Annotated in this window: 21 protein-coding genes; 11 read left to right on the forward strand and 10 right to left on the reverse strand. The window is 59.2% G+C overall.

Annotated features, from left to right (window positions below):
• Nucleotides 1–66: 66 nt before the first annotated feature.
• The gene (gene tssC / locus AC3IUF_RS11465; RefSeq protein ID WP_007911038.1) at nt 67–1,548 is read right to left on the reverse strand and encodes a type VI secretion system contractile sheath large subunit; all 1,482 of its coding nucleotides are present in this window, start codon (nt 1,546–1,548) and stop codon (nt 67–69) included.
• A 31-nt stretch (nt 1,549–1,579) separates the two neighbouring features.
• Entirely contained in the window at nt 1,580–2,122 is a 543-nt protein-coding gene (tssB, locus tag AC3IUF_RS11470) for a type VI secretion system contractile sheath small subunit (RefSeq protein ID WP_007911036.1), read from the reverse strand.
• Between the two features lie 227 nt (nt 2,123–2,349).
• Between tssB and AC3IUF_RS11475 the strand changes: the two genes are divergently transcribed.
• The 5 genes from AC3IUF_RS11475 to tssA are packed head-to-tail and all read left to right on the forward strand — an operon-like array spanning nt 2,350 to nt 9,857.
• Nucleotides 2,350–2,799: a hypothetical protein gene (locus AC3IUF_RS11475; RefSeq protein ID WP_007911033.1), complete on the forward strand. Its 450-nt coding sequence runs from the start codon at nt 2,350–2,352 to the stop codon at nt 2,797–2,799.
• A 46-nt stretch (nt 2,800–2,845) separates the two neighbouring features.
• Nucleotides 2,846–4,177, forward strand: coding sequence for a type VI secretion system baseplate subunit TssK (gene tssK, locus AC3IUF_RS11480; protein ID WP_007911031.1), 1,332 nt, complete (start codon nt 2,846–2,848; stop codon nt 4,175–4,177).
• Nucleotides 4,178–4,195: 18 nt separating this feature from the next.
• A complete protein-coding gene (locus tag AC3IUF_RS11485; RefSeq protein WP_007911029.1) occupies nt 4,196–4,960 on the forward strand; it encodes a DotU/TssL family secretion system protein in 765 nt (254 codons plus the stop codon).
• Nucleotides 4,957–8,778 (forward strand): type VI secretion protein IcmF/TssM N-terminal domain-containing protein, encoded by a 3,822-nt coding sequence (locus AC3IUF_RS11490; protein ID WP_489281061.1) that lies wholly within the window; start codon nt 4,957–4,959, stop codon nt 8,776–8,778. The genes AC3IUF_RS11485 and AC3IUF_RS11490 overlap by 4 nt, the downstream gene beginning before the upstream one ends.
• Nucleotides 8,775–9,857, forward strand: a complete 1,083-nt coding sequence (tssA, locus tag AC3IUF_RS11495; RefSeq protein ID WP_123374904.1) for a type VI secretion system protein TssA — start codon at nt 8,775–8,777, stop codon at nt 9,855–9,857. Before AC3IUF_RS11490 ends, tssA begins: the two co-directional genes overlap by 4 nt.
• Here tssA and AC3IUF_RS11500 read toward each other — a convergent pair.
• The 5 genes from AC3IUF_RS11500 to AC3IUF_RS11520 all read right to left on the reverse strand — a co-directional run bounded on the left by AC3IUF_RS11500 (nt 9,854) and on the right by AC3IUF_RS11520 (nt 13,391).
• Nucleotides 9,854–10,822, reverse strand: a complete 969-nt coding sequence (locus tag AC3IUF_RS11500; RefSeq protein ID WP_007911024.1) for a 2-hydroxyacid dehydrogenase — start codon at nt 10,820–10,822, stop codon at nt 9,854–9,856. The genes tssA and AC3IUF_RS11500 overlap by 4 nt on opposite strands.
• Before the next feature lie 171 nt (nt 10,823–10,993).
• Nucleotides 10,994–11,422 carry a hypothetical protein gene (locus tag AC3IUF_RS11505; protein WP_007911022.1) on the reverse strand — a complete coding sequence of 143 codons (429 nt, stop codon included), beginning with the start codon at nt 11,420–11,422 and terminating at the stop codon, nt 10,994–10,996.
• A 15-nt stretch (nt 11,423–11,437) separates the two neighbouring features.
• Nucleotides 11,438–11,920 (reverse strand): DUF4822 domain-containing protein, encoded by a 483-nt coding sequence (locus AC3IUF_RS11510; RefSeq protein WP_007911020.1) that lies wholly within the window; start codon nt 11,918–11,920, stop codon nt 11,438–11,440.
• A gap of 344 nt (nt 11,921–12,264) precedes the next feature.
• A complete protein-coding gene (locus AC3IUF_RS11515) occupies nt 12,265–12,789 on the reverse strand; it encodes a cysteine hydrolase family protein (RefSeq protein WP_007911018.1) in 525 nt (174 codons plus the stop codon).
• A gap of 218 nt (nt 12,790–13,007) precedes the next feature.
• A complete protein-coding gene (locus AC3IUF_RS11520; protein WP_007911017.1) occupies nt 13,008–13,391 on the reverse strand; it encodes a tautomerase family protein in 384 nt (127 codons plus the stop codon).
• Between the two features lie 241 nt (nt 13,392–13,632).
• On the opposite strand from AC3IUF_RS11520, the gene AC3IUF_RS11525 reads away from it, so the two are divergent.
• Both AC3IUF_RS11525 and AC3IUF_RS11530 read left to right on the forward strand, forming a co-directional pair.
• Nucleotides 13,633–13,878 carry a hypothetical protein gene (locus tag AC3IUF_RS11525; RefSeq protein ID WP_489281062.1) on the forward strand — a complete coding sequence of 82 codons (246 nt, stop codon included), beginning with the start codon at nt 13,633–13,635 and terminating at the stop codon, nt 13,876–13,878.
• A gap of 486 nt (nt 13,879–14,364) precedes the next feature.
• Entirely contained in the window at nt 14,365–15,645 is a 1,281-nt protein-coding gene (locus tag AC3IUF_RS11530) for an HAAAP family serine/threonine permease (RefSeq protein WP_007911014.1), read from the forward strand.
• A 303-nt stretch (nt 15,646–15,948) separates the two neighbouring features.
• Here AC3IUF_RS11530 and acnB read toward each other — a convergent pair whose 3' ends face one another.
• On the reverse strand, nt 15,949–18,558 hold the full coding sequence (gene acnB, locus AC3IUF_RS11535) for a bifunctional aconitate hydratase 2/2-methylisocitrate dehydratase (protein ID WP_042704862.1): 2,610 nt from the start codon (nt 18,556–18,558) through the stop codon (nt 15,949–15,951).
• A gap of 468 nt (nt 18,559–19,026) precedes the next feature.
• Here acnB and AC3IUF_RS11540 point away from each other — a divergent pair, with 468 nt between their 5' ends.
• Nucleotides 19,027–19,497, forward strand: a complete 471-nt coding sequence (locus AC3IUF_RS11540; protein WP_489281624.1) for a DUF1289 domain-containing protein — start codon at nt 19,027–19,029, stop codon at nt 19,495–19,497.
• Between the two features lie 87 nt (nt 19,498–19,584).
• Here AC3IUF_RS11540 and AC3IUF_RS11545 read toward each other — a convergent pair whose 3' ends face one another.
• The gene (locus AC3IUF_RS11545; RefSeq protein ID WP_007911011.1) at nt 19,585–20,448 is read right to left on the reverse strand and encodes a universal stress protein; all 864 of its coding nucleotides are present in this window, start codon (nt 20,446–20,448) and stop codon (nt 19,585–19,587) included.
• A gap of 159 nt (nt 20,449–20,607) precedes the next feature.
• Between AC3IUF_RS11545 and AC3IUF_RS11550 the strand changes: the two genes are divergently transcribed.
• From AC3IUF_RS11550 to AC3IUF_RS11560, 3 genes are all read left to right on the forward strand, one after another.
• Nucleotides 20,608–21,216 (forward strand): MiaE family protein, encoded by a 609-nt coding sequence (locus tag AC3IUF_RS11550; protein ID WP_489281063.1) that lies wholly within the window; start codon nt 20,608–20,610, stop codon nt 21,214–21,216.
• A 245-nt stretch (nt 21,217–21,461) separates the two neighbouring features.
• A complete protein-coding gene (locus AC3IUF_RS11555; RefSeq protein ID WP_489281064.1) occupies nt 21,462–22,169 on the forward strand; it encodes a response regulator in 708 nt (235 codons plus the stop codon).
• Complete coding sequence (locus tag AC3IUF_RS11560; RefSeq protein WP_007911005.1) at nt 22,170–23,456, forward strand: ATP-binding protein; 1,287 nt, start codon at nt 22,170–22,172, stop codon at nt 23,454–23,456.
• 184 nt (nt 23,457–23,640) lie between these two features.
• Here AC3IUF_RS11560 and AC3IUF_RS11565 read toward each other — a convergent pair whose 3' ends face one another.
• Nucleotides 23,641–24,129 (reverse strand): GFA family protein, encoded by a 489-nt coding sequence (locus AC3IUF_RS11565; RefSeq protein WP_123374909.1) that lies wholly within the window; start codon nt 24,127–24,129, stop codon nt 23,641–23,643.
• Between the last annotated feature and the right edge of the window lie 87 nt (nt 24,130–24,216).

Below are 24,216 nucleotides of genomic sequence, written 5' to 3' on the forward strand. Positions count from 1 at the left end.
TGGGCTGAACACGGAGCCCGTGGCGAGGGGATAAATCCTCTCGCCATCAGGGTTTTCTCTGGAGCTTTAAGCGGCAACCGGTGGCGGCAAGGTTGCCACCAGGCGGATCGATGCAGTCAGTTCCTCAAGCTGGAAGTGCGGCCGCAGAAACACCGTCGCCCGGTAGGCACCGGGTTTGCCGGCGACTTCGGTGACGTCCACGCGGGCTTCACGCAACGGGTACTGCGCCTTGATTTCCTGCGGCGCGTTGTCGTTGATCAGCACGTAATCGGCGATCCAGTTATTGAGGTAGGTCTGCACGTTGTCGCGGGTCATGAAACTGCCGACCTTGTCGCGCATGATCACCTTCAGGTAATGGGCGAAACGCGAGGCCGCGAGCACGTACGGCAGCATCGCCGAGATCCGCGCGTTGGCGTTGGCCTCATTGGTGTTGTAGACCTTGGACTTGTTGGTGGTCTGACCGCCGAAGAACACCGCGACGTCGCTGTTTTTCTTGTGGCACAGGGCGATGAAGCCGAGGTCGTTGAGTTCCTTCTCGCGGCGGTCGGTGATCGCCACTTCGGTCGGGCATTTCAGCGACAGGTCGCCGGAGCTGGTGCGGAAGGTGTGCGCCGGCAAACCTTCGACCGCGCCGCCGCCTTCAGCGCCACGAATTGCCGCGCACCAGCCGTATTTGGCAAAGGCTTCGGTGATGCGTTGCGACAGCGCCCACGCGGCGTTGCCCCACAGGTATTTGCTGTGGTCGGTGCCATTGACGTCTTCGACGTAGTTGATGCCTTCCACCGGCGAGGTGTCGGGGCCGTAGGGCAGACGCAGGAGGAAGTGCGGCAGCACCAGCGATACGTAGCGCGAATCCTCACTCTCGCGGAATGAGCGCCACTTGATCAGCTCCTGGCTCTCGAAGACCTTGGACAAATCACGCGGCACCGCCAGTTCGGTGAAGCTGTTCATGTCGAACAGACGAGGACTGGCGGCAGCAATGAACGGCGCGTGAGCCGCGGCGGCGACGTTCGACAGTTTCTCCAGCAGGCCGATGTCCTGTGGGTGACGGCCGAAGGTGTAGTCACCGACCAACAGGCTGAACGGGTGGCCACCGAAGGTGCCGTATTCCTCTTCATAAATTTTCTTGAACAGTGCGCTCTGGTCGAATTCGACGGCTTTCTCCAGGTCGTTCTGCAACTCTTTCTGCGTCACGTTGAGCAGGCGCAGTTTCAGCCGGGTGCTGGTTTCGGTGTTCTGCACCAGCAGGTGCAGGCCACGCCACGAGGCTTCGAGTTTTTGCAGGTCGGGGTGGTGCAGGACCTCGTTGAGTTGGGCGCTGATCAGCTCGTCGATCTGGCTGATACGGTCGTTGATCATCGCCACGGTGTCCTTGTCGATGGCCATGCCTTCGTCGAGGACCTGGGTGGCGAACTCCGCGAGCATGTCGCGGGCGTAATCCTGCTGACTGTCATCGTGGGCCATGCGGCCGTCGAGAATGATCTGGTCAAGCAGGGAAAGTGTCTCGGTCGTACTGTCGCTGGCTTGTTTCTGAGCTGAAGCGGGCATGGCGAATTCTCCCCTCGATGTAAGTGAACGATCAGGCTTGCGGTTCGGCCGGCGCCTCGGCATCAGCTGCCGGGGTAGCGTTGTCCGGGCGGGCCGATTTGATTTCCTGCAGGCCTTCGGTGTTGGCGATGACGTCGCGCAACAGCTTGTCCAGGTCATCGTTGCCGTCGAGTTTGGTCAGCAGATCGCGCAGACGCTGGCGGGCCTCGAACAGGCGGCGCAGCGGTGTGACTTGTTCCACCACCTTGACTGGGTCGAAGTCGTCGATGTGTTTGAAATTGAGTTCGATGTTGAGCTTGCTGTCGTCGCCGCTGAGGGTGTTGTTGACCTGCAGCGTGGCGCGCGGGCCGATCGAGGCGAGCACTTCGTTGAAGTTGTCGCGGTCGATTTCGGTAAAACGCCGGTCAGTCAGTTTTGCCAATGGTTCGAGCGGCTTGCCCGACAGATCGGCAAGAATCCCGACCACCAGTGGCAGTTCCTTTTTCTCGATGGCGTTGCCGATTTCGACGTCGTAGGTGATTTGCACTCGGGGCGGGCGCACCCGGTCGAGCTTGTGCTGAGTACTTTCTGCCATGACGGCGGACTCCGATGCGATGAGCGGGCGCAATGCATCGGGGAGGCCCGTTCATCGCTTTCCCTTGCTGGACCGTAGGTTAGAAAGGGAGGCAGATGACCTGTCGTTCCTTTGACAAACCTTCTTGATTCGGCTGTAGGAACCGAACTACCCAAGACGCTAGAACAGGTCTATAAAAAAGCAAGCAAAAACATTTTTGGACAGGTTCGCGAAAAGGAAAATTCATTTTGCGTAGACGACTTTTTCTAACACTGCTGTTTGCGTCCCTGGCCGGTTGCTCCCTCTTCGGGCCGAAGGTGGACCTCGACAGCCTGACCCTCGACGTCGCTCCGAAAGCCAACGACGACACGCCGATTGCCGTGGACTTCATTGCAGTCGCCGACCCGGATCTGCTCAAGCAGTTGTCAGGCATCAGTGCCAGCCAGTGGTTCGCCGGGCGCGAACAGTACCAACGCGACTATCGTCAGTTGATGAGCGTGTGGGGACTGGAGCTGGTGCCGGGGCAATTCATCGACCGCCAACCCTTCCCGTTGGGGGGCAAGAAGGCTGCTGGACTTTTAGTCTTCGCCAGCTATAACACACCCGGAGCACACCGCTTGCGGCTCGACGATCAGAGCGAGGCGTGGCTGAAATTCGACAGCCGCGAGATGAGCCTGGTCAACGCCACCGAACACTGAAACACCACCGCTGCCGCCGGATCGCGGCCTTGTCGAAGGGAGTCGTATGAGTCTGCTACCTGACGCGGTTTGTTGGCACGAAGGCATGCAATTGCTGCCGCAGCATTTTCAGTTGCAAGGATTGCGGGCCGAAGCGCTCGGCGCGCATCTGGCGCAAGCGTGCAACCCGTGGTTCTGGGGCGTCAGCCACATGGAATTCGATCCTTCGGCGCTGAGCGCTGGCGTGGTGCGCGTCTTGTCGCTGCAGGGGACGATGCCCGACGGCCTGCCGGTAGATTTGCAGGCCGGGATCGGGCCGGCGCTGGAACTGGATGTTGGCGCGGCGATCGATGCCACCGACGACGCCACCGTTACCGTTTACCTGGCGATCAGCCCGATGTGGCGGGCCGGGCAGTTGCTGCCGCTCAAAGGGCGCTTGCAGTCGGTGGTGGGCGACGCGCTGCCGGATCTCACCAGCGGTGAATTTCCTGAATCGATCACCGTGTGGCGCCCTAATCCACGCCTGTGCACGCAATTGAACAAGGCCGATTCGATCTGCCTGCCGCTGCTGAAAATCCGCAAGGAGGGTGGCGGTTTTCTGCCGCTGTCTTACACGGCGCCGACGCCGATCCTGTTGCCGGAGTCGGCGCTCGGTCGACGCATCGCCGGTCTCTGCGCGCGGTCGCGGGAGAAGTGTCTGTTTCTCGGTGGCCGTTTGCGTCAGGCGCAGCAGGCCGGCAATCAGGACGATGCGCTGGAAATCCGCCGCCAGTTGACGGCGTTGTGGGCGCGTCTGCCGGAAGTCGAAGGCGCGCTGAACAGCCGTATTGCTCATCCACAAACCCTCTATGTGCAATTGCTCGGTCTGGCCGGCGCGTGGTCGGCGCTCGATCCGCTGGCCGGCGTGCCGGCGTTTGCAGCGCTGGATTTTGTCGAATTGCAGCGCGGTTATGACGCCGTGCTGCAATGGCTGGAGATCACCCTCGAACTGATCCGCGCCGGCTATCGCAGCCTGCCGTTCGAGCGCGGTGAGCACAGCTTTTCCATTCAATTGCCGGACGAGCAGCCGAGTCAGCGTCTGGTGATTGGTCTGCGCATGCCCAACGGCGCCAGCGAACAAGCGGCAATTGACTGGTTGCGTGGCGCGATCATCGCCTCGGCACCGCACATTGCGCTGCTCAGTCGCCAGCGCATGAGCGGTTTGTCGCACCAGGTCATGAGCCGCAGCGAACAGGTGGCCTACAGCGTTGGCGAGGACACGCGGCTGTTTGTGATCACCGCCGAAGGTACGTGGTTCGACGCGCAACTGCCGCTGATTATCGCCGCGCCGGCGACGAAACTGACCAGCAGCCCGTGGCAAGTGGTGCTGTTTGTCGCCCAGAACAGTGAAAGTGCCTGATCACACAAGGAACGCCGTATGTCGCAAGGAAGTGCCGCAAGCCTTGGGTTGCAGGACGCACCGTTGAGCAGCGCGTTCCGCCAGACGTGGCAGCAATGGCAACAGGACTGGGTGCAATTGCCCAAGGACAGCGAGGACGAAGCGGCGCTGGTGGAGACCGTGGTCGAACTCTCGACACAGGCCTCGCAGCGATTGTGGCGCACCGCTTATGCGCGGGTCGGTGATTCGGCGACCGAGCAGGTCAAGGCGTTGGTTTACGCGTTCGTCGCACTGGTCGATGAGACCCTGCTGTTCACCCCTTGGCCTGGACAAGCAGCGTGGCAGGACAAACCTTTGGAGTCGCGTCTGTATGCCAGTCGTCAGGCCGGCGAACAAGTGCCGGCGGCGATTCAAGCTTTGCTCGATGAACAGCAACCGACCACGCGCGATCTGGCCAACGTGTATCTGCAATGCCTGATCCTCGGTTTCCATGGGCGTTTGCGCGGAGAACACAGTCAGGCGCAATTGGAGAAGTGGCGGCTGGCGCTGTACACCTTTGCCTGGCAGGGCGAGGCCAGTTATGTCGATGTCAGTCAGCGTCTGACGCAGCCGTCGCTGACCACGCCATTGCAACTGCCGGTGCGCACGGCGCTGCCGGATGGCTTTCGCCTGGCGTTGGGGATTCTGGCGATGCTGCTGTTGCTGACCGGGCTTGGCCAGTTGCTCTGGCGGGACATTCGTTCGGAACTGGACCCGGTGCTGCAGATCATCGACTCGGTGGTGCCTGCGGAGCAAGACTCATGAGCACCCTGACGATGGTTGCGTGGGTTGTCGCGCTGCTGCTGGTCGTGGTGATCATCGCCGTGGCCGTGTGGTGGTTGCGCACCCAGAGTGGCGCAGCGATCCGCAGTTTTTACGCAGCCGTGCGGCAAATGGAGCAAGAGCAGGGCAGTCATGACCGCTATCAGATGCCATGGCTGCTGATGCTCGGTGACGAAACCCAGGGCACGCAACTGGTCAGTGAATGGCGTCTGCAACCGACCGACAAACCCGCCTGGTTCGGTCGCTGGTGGTCAGATCCCGAAGGCGCCGTGCTGGTGGTGCCGCAAGCGCTGTTTCTGCCCGACGACGGTATGCACTTGCAGCGTGGCGGTTGGTGGCGATTACTTGGTTTGATCCTGCGAATGCGCAGCAAGCGGCCGCTGGACGGGGTGGTCTGGCTGGTGCCGGTCAGTCGTTTGAGCAATCTTGAACAGGCCGCCGGCCTCGGTCTGGCGGCGCGCCGGCGCTTCATCGATCTGCTGCAACGTTTTGGATTGAGTGTGCCGGTGTACGTGATCATCACCGGACTCGAAGAACTGCCGGGATTCCAGGAACTGATCAGCGCGCTGCCCGACGAGGCCCGCGAGCGTACCCTGGGCTGGTCGTCACCTTATTCACGCGATGCGGTTTGGCAAGGGCAGTGGAGCGATCAGGCACTCGATCGCATCCATCGCGCCATAGCGGAAGCCATCATCGAAATCGGCACCTTGTCCGGCCAGTTGAGCGCAGATCTGTACGCCTTGCCAGAGCGTCTGGAAACCTTGCGCCGCGGTTTGCAGAGTGTTCTGGAACCGGTGTTTCAAGGCAACGCCCAGGGGGAAGCGCCGTGTTTTCGCGGTGTCTATTTCAGCGCCAGTCAGGCCTCGGAGGATGCCAAAGATGGATTTTCCGCTGACGACAGCGGCTTGCAGCAGAGTGTGTTTGTGCGCCAGTTGTGGCGTCAGCGCTTGGTCGGCGAGCGCGGGTTGGCGCAAGGCGTGCCGCGCCTGCTGCGTTTGCGTCAGCGTTGGCAGCGGCTGACGGCCGGCGTGGCGCTGGTGGTCGGGGTGATCTGGGCCGTGGCGATGCTCTGGGTCTGGCAGGTGTCGGTCAAGGACGCCCACGAACTGGCGCGGCAGATGCAAGGTGCGCAAAAGGGCTACGTGGCGATCAGCGACGAGGCGCAACGGGTCGACTCGACCCGACGCAATGTGCAGACCTTCTGGCGCGTGCTGGAGCGTGCGCCGCACTGGAACTACGTTTCTCTGGTGTTCCCGACGTCGTGGTTTTCCTCGCTCGACAATCAGCTTGAGCAGCAAGTCTTGCAGTCCACCCAGCGCCACATCATGGTGCCGCTGCATGACCTGTTGAGTGCGCAACTGGCGCAGATCAAGGCGATCCGCAGCACCGACCGACGCAGCAGTGTCGAAAGCGACGACCCGGCGCAGTGGCAGAACTATCTGAAGGCGAACGATCTGGTGGATCGGGCCTTGCGTCTGGAACAGCAGAACCAGTTGTTCAATCAAGTGCAGAACAACCCGCGTGCGCCGCTGGATGACTTGGTGCAACTGAGCAACAACGCGCTGTCGCTGAACCTCAACACGGGCACCTTGCCCTACGCGGCGTTCTACAATCGGCTGCTCGTGGTCGCGGAAGACGGCAGCTTGCAGGCGCTGGATCTGAGCGTCGACCGGCCACTGATCGTCAGCAACTTTTCCGGATTGATGCAGCGCTGGCTGGATCAGTATTTTCTCGCCGACAACTTTGTCAGCAAGGCCGGTTATCTCAAGTTGCACCTCGATCAATTGGAGGCCGGCAGTGGCAACAGCCTGCGCGAGCTCGAAGAGCTGACCGCGCTGGTCGACGATCTGCAAGCGGCAATTGCCCTGACCAATGCAACGTGGAGCCGCGGCAAAGGCCAGGAATTGGTGCCGGGTTATGGTGACTTCCTCGCCAAAGTGGGCAGGAGCACATTGTTGGGCGCGCAAGTCCAACAAGACCTCGACACGCAAGCGTCACGCTTGCAGCAGAGTTTCCGCGATCAATGGATCGCACAGGTTGGCTCGCGGGACAATTTGCTGGTACAGCAAGTCAGCGGGCAATTGGCGTTGCAAGAGCAAGTGGTGAAACTCGATAACGCGATACAGGCGCTGTTCAAGCGCGACTTCGTTTCGGTCGCCCTGCGTGCCAGCGAAGACAACGTCAATATGCAAGGCCAGACCGTGGACGGTGATGACCTCAATGAATCGCTGAAATATTTCGCCGACTACAACAGCTACATCGCCGAAGAACTGCCACGCATTCCACCGGACTATCGCGTTGCGGTGCTCAAAGCCGCCGAGCGTGCCGCCGCCCAGGCGATGTGGTTGAGCCTCAAGGATCACAACGATCAGGCGCATCCTTACGCTGTGTTCAATGTGCAGGCCGAGCAAGCCATGGCCCTGCAAAAGGCTTTCGTCGAGGTGCACCGCGCGGATCTCGCCACGCGTCTGCAAGCGGCGCTCAACCGCCGCGCCATGGCGCAGCTTATTGGTGGTCTGGATGAAATCACCGCGCAACCGCTGTTTGGCGGACGGGCCGAAATCAGCCAGTGGGACGGTTCGAAAAACCTTGGTCTGGAACTGTTCGGCGCCAGCGACGTGCAGGATCTGAAGCTGAGCCTCAAGCAGCAGTTCAACACCATGCTCGGCATCACTGAGCGGCGCACGTCTTCGTTGCAGTGGCTGACAACACAGCAGGCCAATCTGTCGGCCCTGGATTACGAACGCGTGACGCAGTTCAGTGCGCTCAACGACGAACTGCGCAAATACAAAGAGGCCAACCCGGCCAGTTCGCCGGCACAGATCGAGCAACTGGTCAGCCGCGATTTCGTCGAGATGGACGTCAATTCCTGCCTGCAAATGCTGCAGACCGCCAACATCGCCGGCGGACGCGGCACGTTGGCGATGCGCGCGGTGGAGCTGCAACAGGAAGCCATGCAGCGTTGCCAGATGCTGCAAGTGCAACAGGCCGCTGCGGCATGGAATGAGCTGGCCAACTACTTCAATCAATATCTGGCGGATCGCTTTCCGTTCGCCAACGGCGTGCAGATGCAGGACGCCGATCCGGCGCGGGTTGAATATTTTCTGCAACTGATCGACAAAAAACTGCCGGTCGCGCAGGCCGGCCTTGCCACCAACCAGACCCCGGAACGCCTGGCCGCGGCGGATTTTCTCAACCGCTTAAAGCAAGCCAGCAGTTGGCTGACGCCGCTGTTCGTGCGCGACAAGAGCGGCATCCTTGGCGTCGAGCTGGACGTGCGCTGGCGCACCGATCGCGATGATGAGCTGGGCGCCGATCAGGTGATTGCCTGGGGCTTGCTCGCCGGCAATCAGCAAATCAACTATCCGGCAGCCGAGCAACCGAATCTGCGCTGGATGGTCGGCCAGCCTGTCCGCCTGACCCTGCGCTGGGCGCGAAACGGCAAGGAGCGTCCGGTCAACGACCCGCTGCAACCGAATCTGGTGGTGCGTGATCTGGAGGCCGGTTGGGAGTACGGCGGGCCATGGTCGCTGCTGCGCCTGATGCGCGCGCATTTCTCGGTGCAGCGTCAGCCAAACGTGGATTACACCGATTTCCCGCTGACGTTGCGTTTACCTGTAACCGGGGCGCCGGACAGCGTCACCAGCGAATTCACGCGGATGTTCGTGCGTCTGTCGCTGATGAGCCAGGGCTCGAAACTGCCGCTGTCGATCGCGCCGTTGCCCACCCGTGCGCCGCGCTCACCGTTTCAGGTGACCGGCAGCACCGTCGCCCTTGAATCGCAGAAGGAAGATTTGTGAACCTGCCATCGGCCGCTGTGCCAGATCTGATTGATCAATTGCTCGCGCCGATCAGCGCGGATGCGCCCTGTGGCGTCGATTTGCGCTATGAGCGTGAGTTCGATCAGTTGCGCGACTTGCGCCGCGAGGACGATGCCAGCCTGCCGACCGGCGTCTGGCAGTCGACACTGAAGCGGGCGAACTGGTCGGAAGTCGAGAAGCTCTCCACTGCGTTATTGCTCGAGCGCAGCAAGGACTTGATGCTCAGCGCGTGGCTTGGCGAAGCCTGGCTGCACCTGCAAGCGTTGGACGGTTTGCCCGGCAGCCTGGCGCTGATCGCCGGTTTATGTGAGCGTTTCCCCGAGCACTTGCACCCACAAGCCGAGGAGGGCGATCAGTCGTGGCGCGTGATTCCGCTGGAATGGCTGGTGCGTCGCTACAGTGAAGTCTTGCTCACTCGCGTGCCGCTGTTCGGCACTCGCAACAGTGATTTCGAGGTTTATACGCTTGAAGTCTGGCGGCGTTTAAAGATTCAGCAGGTGCAGGCCAACGACAGCAAGAATGCCAAGAGCTCGGCAGAAACCGCGCGCAACGAACAGAAAAAACTCAGCGATCAGATCCGCGCCACGCCGCTGGCGTTCTGGTTGCGCACCCAGGGCAATCTGCTGCTGAGCCTGCAACATCTGCAGCGGCTCGACAGCTGGAGCAATGCTTATCTAGGTGACCAGGGCCCGGGATTGCGGCCTTTGCAGGACATTATTCAAGCGCTGCTGACGTTGGTTCAGGAGTTTATCGCCATGCACCCACAACAACCGGCTTCGCCGGCACCGGTGGTCGAAGCCCCCGTCGCCTTGCCGCAACCAGAAGAACCTGCACCGGCTGCCCAGGTATTTCGCGAACCGGCCAGTCGCGAAGAGGCTTACCGACAATTGCTGCTGATCGCCGAATACCTTGCCCGCACCGAACCTCACAGCCCCGTGCCGTATCTGATTCGGCGCGGCGTCGAGTGGGGCAACAAACCGCTGAGCGAGTTGCTCGGTGAGTTGATCAGTGCCGATGCGGAATCGCGGCGTTTGTGGACGTTGCTCGGGGTGCTTTAGTGCACGCGTTGATTGTTGAGTTTTGGCGGCAGCGCGATAGGCGTCAGCACAGGCTCGCCCGAGAAGAACGCCACGAGGTTTTTGCCCACCAGCTCCACCGTGCCTTGCGTCGCTTCCGGTGACAGCCCCGCGACGTGGGGTGTCAGCAACACGTTGCTCAGGGTTTTCAGCGCATCCGGCACTTGTGGCTCGTGGTCGAACACATCCAGCGCGGCGCCGGCAATTTTGCGTTGTTCAAGGGCGGTGATCAGATCCGCCGTGGCGATCACACTGGCGCGGGCAATATTGACGATAAACCCTTTCGGACCGAGCGCATCGAGCACCGCGCGGGTAATCAGATGCTGTGTGCCGATACCGCCGGGCGTGGCGACGATCAGGAAGTCCGACGCTCGCGCCAGTTCGGTCGGCGTCGAGCAGAACGCGTACGGCACATCGTTGCGCACCTGACGGCTGTGATAGCTGATCTGCATGTCGAAACCGAGGTTCGCGCGTTTGGCGATCGCCATGCCCACTGCGCCCAGCCCGAGAACCCCCAGGCGTTTGCCGGCCAGCGACGGGCGCATGATCTTCGGCCATTCACCCCGGCGCACTGCGGCGTCGCAACGTGGTATATCGCGCACCAGTGCCAACAACATTGCCAGCGCATGGTCGGCCACCGATGAGGCGTTGACTCCGGCGCCGTTGGTCACGGTAATGCCACGGTTGCTGGCGGCTTGCAGGTCGACCTGTTCGTAACCGGCGCCGATGACCGTAATGATCTTTAACGCGGGCAGGGCGGCGATCTCATCGGCTGTCAGACCCAGCGGGCCACGGGTCAGCACCGCGTCGATGCGGCTGCCTTGGGTGGCAATGGCTTGCGCACGTTCAGCGGGCGTGGGGGCAAGGATCAGGTGGAAGCCCTGATGTTCGAGAATCGGCAAGTAGTCATTGATGGTTTCAACCAGTACCAGAACGGTGGCGGGCATTGCGCGGCTCCTGTGAACGTCGGCGGGTTGGTCGCGAAAGTCGTTTCAGAGTGCTGAATCCGCAGCGACTTGGCAATCGTTGTCATTGGCGCAGTGGTGCTTTGATTCTGGACGGCTTCGGGCAAGAAGCAAGGTTAGGCAGCACACCGGTGATCCGCTGTGCTGTCGACATCATTGGGCCGCTTGGGCTTTGGTTTGCTCAGCCATCGCGAGCGGCTTGATATCGTAGGTCGGATAGAACTCGGTGCGGTAACTGCCCCATGCGGTGTTTTCCAGCGCCAGGTTAACTTCCGCCAGACGCGAGACAGGAAAGCGCACGGTCACGACCTGGCCGATCCCCATCATGATGTTCCAGCTCACCACCTCGACTCCGGCCGGGGGGAACGTTTTATGGAAACCCTGTTGCGCAAGCTGAGCCTTTAGTTCACTTAACGGTCGGGTTTGATCATGTTTCAGAAACACGGTCAGCATCATCGCGTTGTCGGCGGTGGCGACGGCGTTTTTTGCGGGCTGGGTGGCAGCTTGTGCGCTGACCCCGGCGCAATAGACAGAAGAAATCAGTAACGTCGACATCAGCAGGGTTTTAATTGACTTTTGCATAGCGAACTCCTGGTTTTATTGTTTGATGGCGGACTTGGTTTCTATCGTTCCGGTATAGGGCGCGTGAACGACATGAATGCGCACAAGAGGATTGTTGTCGACCATGTCGCGGGGGACTTCCCGAGAATAAGTGAACTCACGTTTGTTCAGTGTTTCCAGACGTCTGACCCATGTTTTGGTCGGACCGATATCCGGCACAAGAATGTGCTGTTGCTGATCGCCGGTGACAAAGAAATACCCGCCACCGCCATTGTTGTACTTTGATTCGCCTGTATCGGTGTAAAAGAATTCGTATCGATTGCGCTCGGGATCCCACGTCGATATACCAACGACGCCGGGGTACTTCTCTTTGACGTCGGTTTCAGGGGCGCCGTCGATATAGACCTTGGTGGTCAGCCATCGTGGCGAAGAAGCCAGCTCGCGGACATCGGCGTTGGCGCTGGCGAGCGGCGCAAGCAGTGCGGCCAACAACAGGCCGGTCATCATGTTCTTGTGCATGCTGTGTCCTCTTGATCACACTTGAATTATTAGTCTTCGAATTCGGAGCGATAAAAATATAGACCTGCCATGGAATATTGTTCAATGGCTGGGTAGTTGTTTGTAACAAATGGCTGGTATTCGATTTTAAGTAATATTTTGTTATGAGTATTTGTGGCTGTTTAACTTGTAGGATTATTCTGAAAGTTTGTTGGTTGATTGGTTTATTTGTTGGCGTTTTCTGTGGTTAACGTCGCTGGCGTCATTAACTGATTACACGAAGCCGTAGGACAAGGGATGCCGTAACAAATGTCTGGTTGACGCAACCGCAGCAAGTGAAGTTGCGTCTATTTCGGGAGGCTTCCTTAGAACTTCACTTCCGCACTGTCGATTAACCGTGCGAAAGCGGCACCGAGGGTGGCGTTGTGATGGTTGATGATCGCTTCAGCCGATAGCGCAGCAGTGTCCATGCAGGTGTGGGCGTCGCTGACCAGCAGTGGTCTGAAGCCCAGATCGGCAGCGCTGCGACAGGTGCTGTCGATGCAGAACTGGCTTTTCATGCCAACCACATAGAGGTCTTCTACCTGTGCGGCTTTGAGTTGCTGTGCGAGGTCAGTGCCATGGAAAGCATCGGGGCGGGATTTGTCGAAGAGGGTGTCGATGTCAGCGTCCAGTTCAAGCGCTGGCAACAATTGCCAGAATGGACTGCCAGCGGCAATCGGTGAGCCATCCGGGCCGGTGTGGCGCACGGCGAAGATCGGCACTTGAGTCGCGCGGGCCTGAGCGACCAGGCGCCGGATGTTGGCCAGAATCCGTTCGCCCTGATAGGGCTTTTCCGGTCCGTGGAACAGACCGACCTGCATATCGATGATCAACAGTGCTGCGGGCATGGTGTTTCTCCTTGGGTGCTGCAGATGCCGCACGGACGGGAGAAACAACAAGGCCCCGTCCATTGCTGGCGGGGCCTTGGGTTTGCTGCGCTGGGGTTACCTCAGACAGAAACACCACGACCCGCCGGTGGCGGTCGTGGTGGTACGGGTGAGTTGCAGCGCGCGAATGTTCATGGGCCGATCATGCTGGCGCTGATAACGGGCTGTCAATGAGCGGGTCAAGTGACGTACTGCGCGACGCCATTGCCGAATGACCAGTTCTCTTTTTTTACCTCGACCAGATTGATGAACACGTCTTCCAGGCGCACCGCCAATTGTGTGTGCAGGCTTTCGGCGATGGTTTTGAACAGCAACTGCTTTTTCTCCACCGTGCGCCCTTCGCTGATGGTGATTTGAATGAACACCACGCCATCGCTGCGCTGGATCCCCAGATACTGCGGGTCGTAGACGAGGTGTTGGTCATCATGCTCGGTGAGGATCTGGAAGTTGTCGTGCTCGGGCACATCGATACAACTGCGCAGGGCCGCGTAGATCTGCTCGCCGATGCGTTTGGCGAAAGTGGGGTCGGGGTTATGTCTGATGTCGACACGAACCAGTGGCATGGGGAAGGCTCCGCAGGGCAGGGGACACATCTCACGCTAGATCATGTGGGGCAAATTGAAAGGATTGGGGGCTTGAAATCGACGCAGTTCCTTAAAAGTCACTGTATGAGGCTGCCTACTTTACTCACGGATTTTGCCTACGAAACCGCCAGACTCGTCCGCTACCCGGCAGGTGATCAATGCGAAATCATGAGGGTACAAAGCAGCCAAGGTAACGGCTGCCAATAGCCAAGGAAGGCGCATGCTTCAGAATGATCGGGAAAATCTGGAACTCGAAAGACTACAAAACGAATCACGCAAGCTCATTGTCGAGAGGCGCAAGCTTATGGCTGAGGAAAACAAATTAAAGCGAGAAAGGTTCTGGTACCCGGTAGCGGTAGGCACGGGGCTGCTGACTGCGATTACAGCTGTATTCGGGATATTGACCAAGCTCCAAATGAAGCGCTTCACACATCATTGCTTGTGTTCAAGCGTTCCGGATGCTTAACAACGGTTTACATAACAGATTGGTCTCGTGACCTCGCAAAGGACAATAAACATGTACATAGAGGACCCTAAAGCCAGAGCTGAACGACTTCGACGAGAGGACGCCGAGTTCGCTGAAGAGGCCAGAGGTCTGTCCCCGGCTGAGATTCGCTCAGAATTATTCAGGTTCAGTATGGGGGCAATATTTGCGCTGGTCGTCATCACCATCGGGACGATAGTGCTTCGTTCGATCTGAAATGTTTTCCAGAGACCGCTTAGCTTGGATGCGCGCTAAAAGCGACATTCAACTTAGCTGGGGGCGACAGCTATTAATCCGAAAACGACATCCCGCTGATCTGCTCCGCACAACCATTCCTCAGCTAAGTCTTTGCTTCTGCTCATTTATCACGGAGAATCGCGCCCCTGTTTCGGCCGGAGCATGTCTGTCGGTTTTTTCCGACGCGTCCTGACCGAGTGGCAAGTGACCGGAATGCGGAGATCCGACCGGATGAATGATCAGGCCAATAGCGTCGAAGAGCGCTTTGATGCAGCAGCACCCGCTGAACTTTCGAGCTGGAATCGCCAGGACACCACCTGGATGTTGGGACTGTTTGGGACGGCCATCGGCGCCGGCACACTGTTTTTGCCGATCAACGCAGGGCTGGGTGGTTTCTGGCCGCTGGTGATCCTCGCGCTGCTGGCGTTCCCGATGACGTTCTACGCCCACCGTGGCCTGACCCGCTTTGTGCTTTCCGGTCGCGAAGGCGCCGACATCACTGAAGTGGTCGAGCAGCATTTCGGCATCAAGGCCGGTGCGCTGATCACGCTGCTGTACTTCTTCGCCATTTTCCCGATCCTGCTGATTTACAGCGTCGGCCTGACCAACACGGTCGCCAGTTTCCTCGAGCATCAACTGCACATCACACCGCCACCGCGCGCGCTGCTGTCGTTCGTGCTGATCCTCGGTTTGCTGGCGGTGGTACGTTGTGGCGAGCAGGCGATCGTCAAGGCCATGAGCCTGATGGTCTATCCGTTTATTGTCGCGCTGTTGTTTCTCGCCGTTTATTTGATTCCGCACTGGAACGGCGGCATCCTCGCCACCGCTTCGCACGTGCCGGCACCGTCTGCGTTGCTGCACACGCTGTGGCTGGCAATTCCGGTGATGGTGTTCTCGTTCAACCATTCGCCGATCATCTCGGCGTTTGCAGTCGATCAGAAGCGTCGTTACGGCGTCCACGCTGAAGAGCGCAGCTCGCAGATTCTGTCCCGCGCACACGCGTTGATGGTGCTGATGGTGCTGTTCTTCGTGTTCAGTTGCGTACTGACGTTGTCGCCAGAGCAATTGGCGGAAGCCAAAGAGCAGAATCTGTCGATCCTGTCTTATCTGGCCAACCATTTCAGCAACCCGACCATCGCCTTTGCGGCGCCGCTGATTGCGTTCGTGGCGATCTCCAAATCGTTCCTCGGTCACTACATCGGTGCCAGTGAGGGCCTGAAAGGCTTGATCGTGAAGAGCGGCAAGCGTCCGAGCGCCAAGGCACTGGATCGTATCGTGGCGGCGTTCATGCTAGTGATCTGCTGGATCATCGCGACGCTGAACCCGAGCATTCTGGGCATGATCGAAACTGTAGGCGGCCCGGTAATCGCGGCGATTCTGTTCCTGATGCCGATGTATGCGATTCGCAAGGTTCCGGCGATGGCACGCTATCGTGGTCAGGCGTCTAACGTGTTTGTGACGGCGGTAGGTCTGGTAGCGATTTCGGCACTGGTTTACAAGCTGACGATGTAACACGGCTTCAATCGATAAAAACCGCTGTGCCTGCCCGGGCACAGCGGTTTTTTTTGGCTCGGGAGCTGAGCTTGCTCGCGAAAGGGGTGAGTCATTGGCAACGATGTCGACTGACACTCCGCCATCGCTGGCAAGCCAGCTCCCACAGGGTCATGTGTAAAACTCAGTCTCTTGAAAACGCCATAAACCCCTGTGGGAGCTGGCTTGCCAGCGATGAGGCCCGAACAGACAACCACCCTCCATCAGGCATAAAAAAACGCCGCTCATCTCACGATGGGCGGCGTTTTTCATTGCGTTGTTACGTTAGGCTTGAACGACCGGGATGTTGGCGTTCGCAGCAGCTTCACGGAACTCGGCGATCTGGTCGAAGGACAGGTAGCGGTAGATATCGGCCGCCATGCTGTCGATCTTGCCAGCGTATTCCATGTACTCCTCGACAGTCGGCAGGCGACCCAGGATCGAAGCAACGGACGCCAGCTCAGCCGAAGCCAGGTAGACGTTCGCGCCGTCGCCCAGACGGTTCGGGAAGTTACGGGTCGACGTCGACACCACGGTGCTGTTCGGCTCAACGCGTGCCTGGTTACCCATGCACAGCGAGCAGCCTGGCATTTCCATGCGTGCGCCAGCCTTGCCGTAGATGCCGTAGTAGCCTTCTTCGGTCAGTTGGTGAGCGTCCATCTTGGTCGGCGGCGACAGCCACAGACGGGTTGGCAGCTGACCCTTGACCTGATCCAGCAACTTACCGGCAGCGCGGAAGTGACCGATGTTGGTCATGCACGAACCGATGAACACTTCGTCGATTTTCTCGCCAGCAACGCTGGACAGCAGACGGGCATCGTCCGGGTCGTTCGGCGCGCACAGTACCGGCTCGCTGATGTCGGCCAGATCGATTTCGATGACTTCGGCGTATTCGGCGTCGGCATCGGCTTCCATCAATTCCGGGTTGGCCACCCAGGCTTCCATCGCTTGAGCACGACGTTCCAGAGTACGAGCATCGCCGTAGCCTTCGCCGATCATCCAGCGCAGCAGGGTGATGTTGGAGTTCAGGTACTCGGTGATCGATTCTTTCGACAGCTTGATGGTGCAACCGGCAGCCGAACGTTCGGCCGAGGCGTCGGACAGTTCGAACGCCTGCTCCAGAGTCAGACCTTCCAGACCTTCGATTTCCAGGATGCGGCCGGAGAAGGCGTTTTTCTTGCCTTTCTTCTCGACGGTCAGCAGGCCGTTCTGGATAGCGAAGTAAGGAATCGCATGAACCAGGTCACGCAGGGTGATGCCAGGTTTCATTTTGCCTTTGAAGCGCACCAGGATCGATTCCGGCATGTCCAGCGGCATAACGCCGGTGGCCGCAGCAAACGCAACCAGACCGGAACCGGCCGGGAACGAAATGCCCATCGGGAAACGGGTGTGCGAGTCACCACCGGTACCGACGGTGTCTGGCAGCAGCATGCGGTTCAGCCACGAGTGGATGATGCCGTCGCCCGGACGCAGGGAAACGCCGCCGCGGGTCATGATGAAGTCAGGCAGGGTGTGGTGGGTGGTCACGTCGATCGGCTTTGGATACGCCGCGGTGTGGCAGAAGGACTGCATCACCAGATCAGCGGAGAAGCCCAGGCACGCCAGGTCTTTCAGTTCGTCACGGGTCATTGGACCGGTGGTGTCCTGAGAACCTACGGTGGTCATCTTCGGTTCGCAGTAGGTGCCAGGACGAACGCCTTGGCCTTCTGCCAGACCGCAAGCTTTACCAACCATTTTCTGCGCCAGGGTGAAACCCTTGGTGCTTTCAGCTGGAGCTTCCGGCTTCTTGAACAGATCGAACGGAGGCAGACCCAGTTCGGCGCGAGCCTTCTCGGTCAGGCCACGGCCGATGATCAACGGGATACGGCCGCCGGCACGGACTTCGTCCAACAGCACCGGGGTTTTCATTTCGAAGGTGGTCAGGACTTCGTCGGTGCCGTGTTTGCAGACTTTGCCAGCATGCGGGTACAGGTCGATCACGTCGCCCATGTTCATGTTGGAAACGTCGAACTCGATTGGCAGTGCGCCGGCATCTTCCATGGTGTTGTAGAAGATCGGAGCGATTTTGCTGCCGAAGCAGAAACCGCCAGCGCGCTTGTTCGGCACGTAAGGAACGTCGTCGCCGAAGAACCACAGTACCGAGTTGGTCGCCGATTTACGCGAGGAACCGGTACCGACCACGTCACCGACGTAGGCGATCGGGAAGCCTTGACCGCGCATTTCTTCGATCTGCTTCATCGGGCCGATGGCGCCCTGCTGATCAGGAACGATGCCGTCACGGGCCATTTTCAGCATGGCCAGGGCGTGCAGCGGGATGTCTGGACGCGACCAGGCATCTGGAGCAGGGGACAGGTCGTCGGTGTTGGTTTCGCCGGTAACCTTGAAGACGCGCAGGCTGATCTTGTCGGCCAGGGTCGGACGGTTCTTGAACCACTCGCCGTCAGCCCAGGATTGCAGCACGGCTTTAGCGTGAGCGTTGCCGTTCTTGGCTTTTTCCGCCACGTCGTGGAACGCATCGAACATCAGCAGGGTGTGCTTGAGTTGCGCGGCAGCGACTGGCGCCAGTTCGGCGTCGTCCAGCAGGTCAACCAGGGTCACGATGTTGTAGCCGCCCTGCATGGTGCCGAGCAGTTCTACAGCGCGCTTTTTGTCCAGCAGAGGGGAGGAAACTTCGCCCTTGGCCAGTGCAGACAGGAAGCCGGCTTTGACATAGGCCGCTTCGTCCACACCTGGTGGAATGCGATTGGTGATCAGGTCAACGAGAAATTCTTCTTCGCCAGCCGGAGGGTTTTTCAGCAGCTCGACCAGGCCTGCTGTTTGTTCGGCGTTAAGCGGCTGGGGAACGATACCCAGGGCTGCACGCTCTTCGATATGTTTGCGGTAGGCTTCAAGCACAGTTATTACCCTCATCAGTGGTCCCAAATGGGTGTCCGGGACGCTCATCCCGAAATTGCCGTACTCATGCTCCTCACGACGTTGTGGGTCGTTCGGCCAGAATTACCGGCAATTCCTTACAGAAGCTGCTTTCAAAGTTTTACGCCTGCAGAACGGGGAGCTGATGAGGGTTGGCGGTGGATTTTTCCCCGCTGGAAAAATCCCTCGCCAACACCGCTCTGAAGGAACGACTGTGCTCGTGACGCTTTGAAAACAGCTTCTAACGGACATTGGCGCCTTAAAAGGCTGGCTGATTCTACGGCAAAAAAAATTTAAAGGTAAGTCGCGCTCTATTGGACTTTCGTGGCAATGCGCGTGGCCGGGGCAAATGCCGCGCGCGGCTGTGACCCTGATGTTTGAGGGGTGATCAATGCCCGACAAAGGGCTAACATGCCGACCTGTTCCGCGTTTCAGTGTTTTGCCTATCTTATGCCCAATCAGACCATCAAGACCCCCTGCGTCGGCCTCTGCTCCACTGTTTACGGTGATCTGGTGTGCCGTGGCTGCAAGCGTTTCCACCACGAAGTGATCCACTGGAATGGGTACAACGAGGAGGAAAAGCGTGCAGTGTGGCTGCGTCTGGAGCAATTGCTGTCACAAGTGATGGCGGGCAAGGTCGAGATTTTCGATTCGGTGCGCCTGCGCGAGCAGCTGGAACAGCGCAAGATCCGCTTCGTGCCGCATCAGTCGGAGTATTGCTGGGCGTATCAGCTGATCGCCCGTGGCGCGCGGGTGATCATTAATCTGGAAGCCTACGGGATGGTGTTGCTGCCGGAGTTTCGCGACTGGAACCTGCCGGAATTGCGTGATGCCATTGATCGGGAATTCTTCTTGCTGTCGGAAGCGCACTATCAGCGCTACATCGCCCCCGGATTCCTCAAAGACGCCTTTGGCGCCTGAAGGTCAAAAGATCGCAGCGTGCTGCAGCTCCTACATGGGAATGCGTTCTACCCGTAGGAGCTGCCGAAGGCTGCGATCTTTTGATCTTTAATGCTTCACCGCCAACTCCACCAGATGATCTTCAACCTCCTGCGGTTTGAGCACCAGCACATCGCTCTCCAGTGCATCCAGCACAACTTCCGCCGTATTGCCGATCAATGCCCCGGACAACCCGGTACGCGCCACCGTGCCGATCACGGTCACCGCCGCCTGCAGCTTGTGCGCCATAAACGGGATCAACACATCCGCCGGGCCTTCCTCGATGTGCAGATGTTCATCATCGACATCGAATTCCGCCTGAAACGCCCGGCATTGCTCGCGATAACGCGCCTCGATCGTTTCACTCAGTTGCAGCGTCGGGTCCGCCGCCGACAGCATCGGCGATGGATGTGCCGCGATCACATGCAAATGCGCCTTGGCCAGACTGGCAATGTCGTAGCCATGATCAATGATCGTCGTGTGCAAATGCCGGTGTTCGCCATCGGCATTGCCCACGTCCACCGCCGCCAGAATCACTTTGTCCTTCCAGGAACCTGCGGTTTTCACCAGCAACACCGGGGTAGGGCAGTGGCGCAAGAGCTTCCAGTCCGCCGGGGTCAGCAGGGCTTTTTTCAGTGAGCTGTCAGGGAAATGCTGCTTGATCACCAGCCCGCAACCCTCGGCCTGCTGCACATCAATGATGGTTTCGTGCAGGCTTTCATTCCATGCCTGTTCGGTGGTCACGCTGTAGCCGTCGGCCACCAGCGCAGCCTTGAGTACGCCAAGCATGCCGGCGTGGTCGTGTTTCCTGTCGCACACCAACAGGTGCAGGTGGGCCTGGGTTACGCCGGCGATCAACTTGGCGCGCTTGAGCGCCAGGCTTTCCGAATGTTCGGGTTCGATGACCACCAGAATGCTGCGAATGGCTTGCATGAGCGGAGTCTCCAGCAAAGAAAAGGCACGGCGTTGCACAACTATAGTTGCTGCTCGATCGTGCGCGACTTGATGCATATCAACGCCAGCCGCTGGTGGTCTGCGGACAGGCCGGTATAATCGGCGCCCTTCGCTCGAACACCTTTTACCGTGAGCCCCATGATCCTTCCCGAAATCCACGAATTCCTTGGCTGCCGCACCCCCGACGCCTGGGTTCAGGCCGCCCTGGCCGATCAGGAAACCCTGCTGATCGACCACAAAAACTGCGAGTTCAAGGCTGCCAGCACCGCCCTGAGCCTGATTGCCAAGTACCATTCCCACGTCGACCTGATCAACATGATGTCGCGTCTGGCCCGGGAAGAACTGGTGCACCACGAGCAGGTCATGCGCATCATGAAACGGCGCAAGATCGAACTGCGCCAGCTGCATGCCGGTCGTTACGCCTCGGGCTTGCGCAAGGTCGTGCGCAGCCATGAGCCGGTGAAACTGGTGGATACGCTGGTGGTCGGCGCGTTTATCGAAGCGCGCAGTTGCGAGCGGTTCGAAGCCTTGGTGCCGCATCTGGACGAAGAACTCGGCAAGTTCTACTTTGGCCTGCTGAAAAGCGAGGCGCGGCATTTTCAGGGTTATCTGAAACTGGCGTATCAGTACGGCGATGCGAAGGATATTGCTCAGGTCATCGACAAGGTTCGCGCCACCGAGCAGGAACTGATCGAGTCGCCGGACGACGAGTTTCGCTTCCACAGCGGCGTGCCTGCCACCGCATGACTCCGTGTAGGAGTTGCCGAAGGCTGCGATCTTTTGCTTTTGACGAAGCCGGATCAAAAGATCGCAGCCTTCGGCAGCTCCTACAGATGTAGCGATCAGTGCATGAATGTTAAAAACTCTTAAGAGTATGAAACATCACCGAAAACCGGCCCAAGCGGCCGGTTTTTGCTGCCTGAAACAAACGCCTGCGCCATGAAAACCGCCATAATGCCGACCACTTCACACAAGGGCGGCAGACGGGCGTTATGGATAACCTGGGTTTTGGCAAAGTCCTGTTGGTGGAAGACGATGAGCGTCTGGCGGCGTTGATCGCCCACTTTCTCGAACAACACGGCTACGAGGTGCGTACGGTGCATCGTGGAGACCTGGCCGTGGCTGCCTTTCTGGAATTCAAGCCGAAAGTCGTGGTGCTCGACCTGATGCTGCCGGGGCAGAGCGGTCTGCACGTATGCCGGGAAATTCGCAGCGTGTCGGACACACCGATCGTGATCCTGACCGCCAAGGAAGACGATCTCGACCATATCCTCGGTCTGGAGTCCGGCGCCGATGATTACGTAATCAAACCAATCAAGCCACCGGTGTTGCTGGCCCGGCTGCGCGCGTTGCAACGGCGGCAGGTGCCGGCCAGCAACGTGGTGAGTTTTATGGAGTTTGGCCAGTTGAGCGTTGACCGCAGTTGCCGTGAAGTACGGCTGGCGGGCGAGGTCATCGAAATGACCACCATGGAATTCGAGCTGCTGTGGTTGCTGGCCAGCGCCGCCGGCAAAGTGCTGTCACGCGACGACATCCTCAATCGCATGCGCGGGATTGCCTTCGACGGCCTCAACCGCAGCGTCGACGTGTACATCAGCAAATTACGCAACAAACTCAAAGACAATCCGCGCGAGCCGATGTGCATCAAAACCGTGTGGGGCAAGGGTTATCTGTTCAATCCGTTCGCGTGGGAGTTGTAGATGCTGCGGTTATTTCTTGGGCTGTTTCTGGTCATGACGTTGGGTCTGGTGCTGGCCTTGCAGACGGTCGAGCGCACCTTTGATGCCTTGCTCGATTATCAGATGCAGGACTACAACCGTGAGGCCGTGCGCGGCCAGGCATGGACATTGGGCCAGCAGTTGCGTGACCTCGACGGCACCGCCCGGGAAAAGCAACTGGAAACGATCCGCCCGCATTACGGTTTGGGGCTGACGCTGGTCGATACCACTGAACTGGCCCTGAGCGACGAGGAAAAAGCCGAACTGGCCAAAGGGCTGCTGGTGATCCGCGACCAGTACAACCAGTACATTTCCGCGATTGATGAGGGGCCGCAGTTGCTCAGCATCCGCTTGCCGGCCGAGCCGAGCCTGATGCCGTTCTACATCGCCGCTGCCTACCTGATGATCGCCGTGCTGATCGGCATCGTGCTGTTTTTCTGGGTGCGTCCGCACTGGCGCGATCTGGAGAAACTGCGCCTGGCTGCCGAGCGTTTCGGCGACAACGACCTGTCGGTGCGCATTCAACTGTCGAAACGCTCGAACATCCGCGATCTGGCCGAGCACTTCAACTTGATGGCCGCACGCATCGAAGGCCTGATCGCCAACCAGCGTGAGCTGACCAACGCCGTGTCCCACGAACTGCGCACGCCGATTGCGCGGCTATCGTTTGAACTCGACCAGCTCAAACAGCAGCCGGACGCCAGCCAGAACCGCGAGCTGATTGCCGACATGTACGCAGACCTTGGTGAACTGGAGGAGATGGTTTCCGAATTGCTCACCTACGCCAGCCTTGAACGTGGCGCGACGGTGATCAAACGCGAAAACATCCAGGCTGCCAATTGGCTTGATAGCGTGGTTGGCAGCGTGGCGCTGGAGGCCGAAGCGGCGGGGGTGCAGTTGCTGATCGGTGATTGCCGGCTCGACACCGTGCGCATTGAGCCGCGATTCATGGCGCGGGCGGTGATCAATCTGCTGCGCAACGCGATTCGCTATGCCGAGCAACGCGTTGAAGTGTCGCTGGTGCGCACCGGCGATTATTACGAAGTGCGGGTCAACGACGATGGACCGGGAGTGCCGGTGCACGGGCGAGAGAAGATCTTTGAGCCGTTTTCGCGGCTGGATGCCAGCCGGGATCGCCGCACCGGTGGGTTTGGTTTGGGCCTGGCGTTGGTGCGCCGGGTCTCGCAGTCGCATGGCGGGCAGGTTGAAGTGGGGGATTCTCCCTGGGGTGGAGCGTCGTTCCGAATGACCTGGGCGCATCTGGATTAGTTCTGTGGCTTGTGCCGGCCCCTTCGCGAGCAGGCTCGCTCCCACATTGATTTATGGCGCCGATTGGATTTTTGTCACACACAAAACCTGTAGGAGCTGTCGAGTGAAACGAGGCTGCGATCTTTTGATCCTGATCTTCAACGTCAAAACACCGCAGTTTCTATAGGGCAGCGCAGGTGGCGATCTATCGGGTCAGTCCGAGGCGTTCATGCCACTGGGCGATGGATTCTTCGGGGTAGACGTCGAACTGTTTGTCTTTCGATTTAGCGTCTACTTCTACCCAAGGCGCTTTCGAACCGAGCATCAGATGTGTGTGCTCCGGCGGCACCGGCAGCGGTGTGTCGATGGCCGAGGCGAACGGGTGAATCAGCTCTGGCCACTCCGGACTGAACAGCCACAAGCCGCTGCCGCACAGTGAACAGAAATGCCGTTCAGCGGTGCTGCGATGGGCGCGCTGGTCGTCAGCGTCCTTCATCTTCGCGTGATAGACGCTGATGTGTTTGCGCCCGCGCACCTTGAGGCTGGTCGCGTCGCCGCCGAGGTTGATCGCATAACCGCCGCCGCCCTGAGTCTTGCGACAGATCGAGCAATAGCAGCGTTGATAAGGGTAGGGGTGGGCGCTGGTGAGGCTGAATGTGACCTCGCCGCAATGGCAGGAGCCTTCGAGATGCATGGGTGCTCTCCCGTTTTTGAATGTGCGGTTGAGCCTAGAACATTCAGTGCGATGGTGGCCGGTGTGATTCGACGGGCGGGCGCAGCG

The organism is Pseudomonas sp. KH_040 (assembly GCF_057839305.1).

What these genes read in the sequence shown, in the direction of transcription:
- tssC (WP_007911038.1), bottom strand. Translation starts at nt 1,548, where the DNA reads ATGCCCGCTTCAGCTCAGAAACAAGCCAGCGACAGTACGACCGAGACA.
- tssB (WP_007911036.1), bottom strand. Translation starts at nt 2,122, where the DNA reads ATGGCAGAAAGTACTCAGCACAAGCTCGACCGGGTGCGCCCGCCCCGA.
- tssK (WP_007911031.1), top strand. Translation starts at nt 2,846, where the DNA reads ATGAGTCTGCTACCTGACGCGGTTTGTTGGCACGAAGGCATGCAATTG.
- AC3IUF_RS11485 (WP_007911029.1), top strand. Translation starts at nt 4,196, where the DNA reads ATGTCGCAAGGAAGTGCCGCAAGCCTTGGGTTGCAGGACGCACCGTTG.
- AC3IUF_RS11490 (WP_489281061.1), top strand. Translation starts at nt 4,957, where the DNA reads ATGAGCACCCTGACGATGGTTGCGTGGGTTGTCGCGCTGCTGCTGGTC.
- AC3IUF_RS11500 (WP_007911024.1), bottom strand. Translation starts at nt 10,822, where the DNA reads ATGCCCGCCACCGTTCTGGTACTGGTTGAAACCATCAATGACTACTTG.
- AC3IUF_RS11505 (WP_007911022.1), bottom strand. Translation starts at nt 11,422, where the DNA reads ATGCAAAAGTCAATTAAAACCCTGCTGATGTCGACGTTACTGATTTCT.
- AC3IUF_RS11510 (WP_007911020.1), bottom strand. Translation starts at nt 11,920, where the DNA reads ATGCACAAGAACATGATGACCGGCCTGTTGTTGGCCGCACTGCTTGCG.
- AC3IUF_RS11515 (WP_007911018.1), bottom strand. Translation starts at nt 12,789, where the DNA reads ATGCCCGCAGCACTGTTGATCATCGATATGCAGGTCGGTCTGTTCCAC.
- AC3IUF_RS11520 (WP_007911017.1), bottom strand. Translation starts at nt 13,391, where the DNA reads ATGCCACTGGTTCGTGTCGACATCAGACATAACCCCGACCCCACTTTC.
- AC3IUF_RS11525 (WP_489281062.1), top strand. Translation starts at nt 13,633, where the DNA reads ATGCTTCAGAATGATCGGGAAAATCTGGAACTCGAAAGACTACAAAAC.
- AC3IUF_RS11530 (WP_007911014.1), top strand. Translation starts at nt 14,365, where the DNA reads ATGAATGATCAGGCCAATAGCGTCGAAGAGCGCTTTGATGCAGCAGCA.
- AC3IUF_RS11540 (WP_489281624.1), top strand. Translation starts at nt 19,027, where the DNA reads ATGCCCAATCAGACCATCAAGACCCCCTGCGTCGGCCTCTGCTCCACT.
- AC3IUF_RS11545 (WP_007911011.1), bottom strand. Translation starts at nt 20,448, where the DNA reads ATGCAAGCCATTCGCAGCATTCTGGTGGTCATCGAACCCGAACATTCG.
- AC3IUF_RS11550 (WP_489281063.1), top strand. Translation starts at nt 20,608, where the DNA reads ATGATCCTTCCCGAAATCCACGAATTCCTTGGCTGCCGCACCCCCGAC.
- AC3IUF_RS11555 (WP_489281064.1), top strand. Translation starts at nt 21,462, where the DNA reads ATGGATAACCTGGGTTTTGGCAAAGTCCTGTTGGTGGAAGACGATGAG.
- AC3IUF_RS11560 (WP_007911005.1), top strand. Translation starts at nt 22,170, where the DNA reads ATGCTGCGGTTATTTCTTGGGCTGTTTCTGGTCATGACGTTGGGTCTG.
- AC3IUF_RS11565 (WP_123374909.1), bottom strand. Translation starts at nt 24,129, where the DNA reads ATGCATCTCGAAGGCTCCTGCCATTGCGGCGAGGTCACATTCAGCCTC.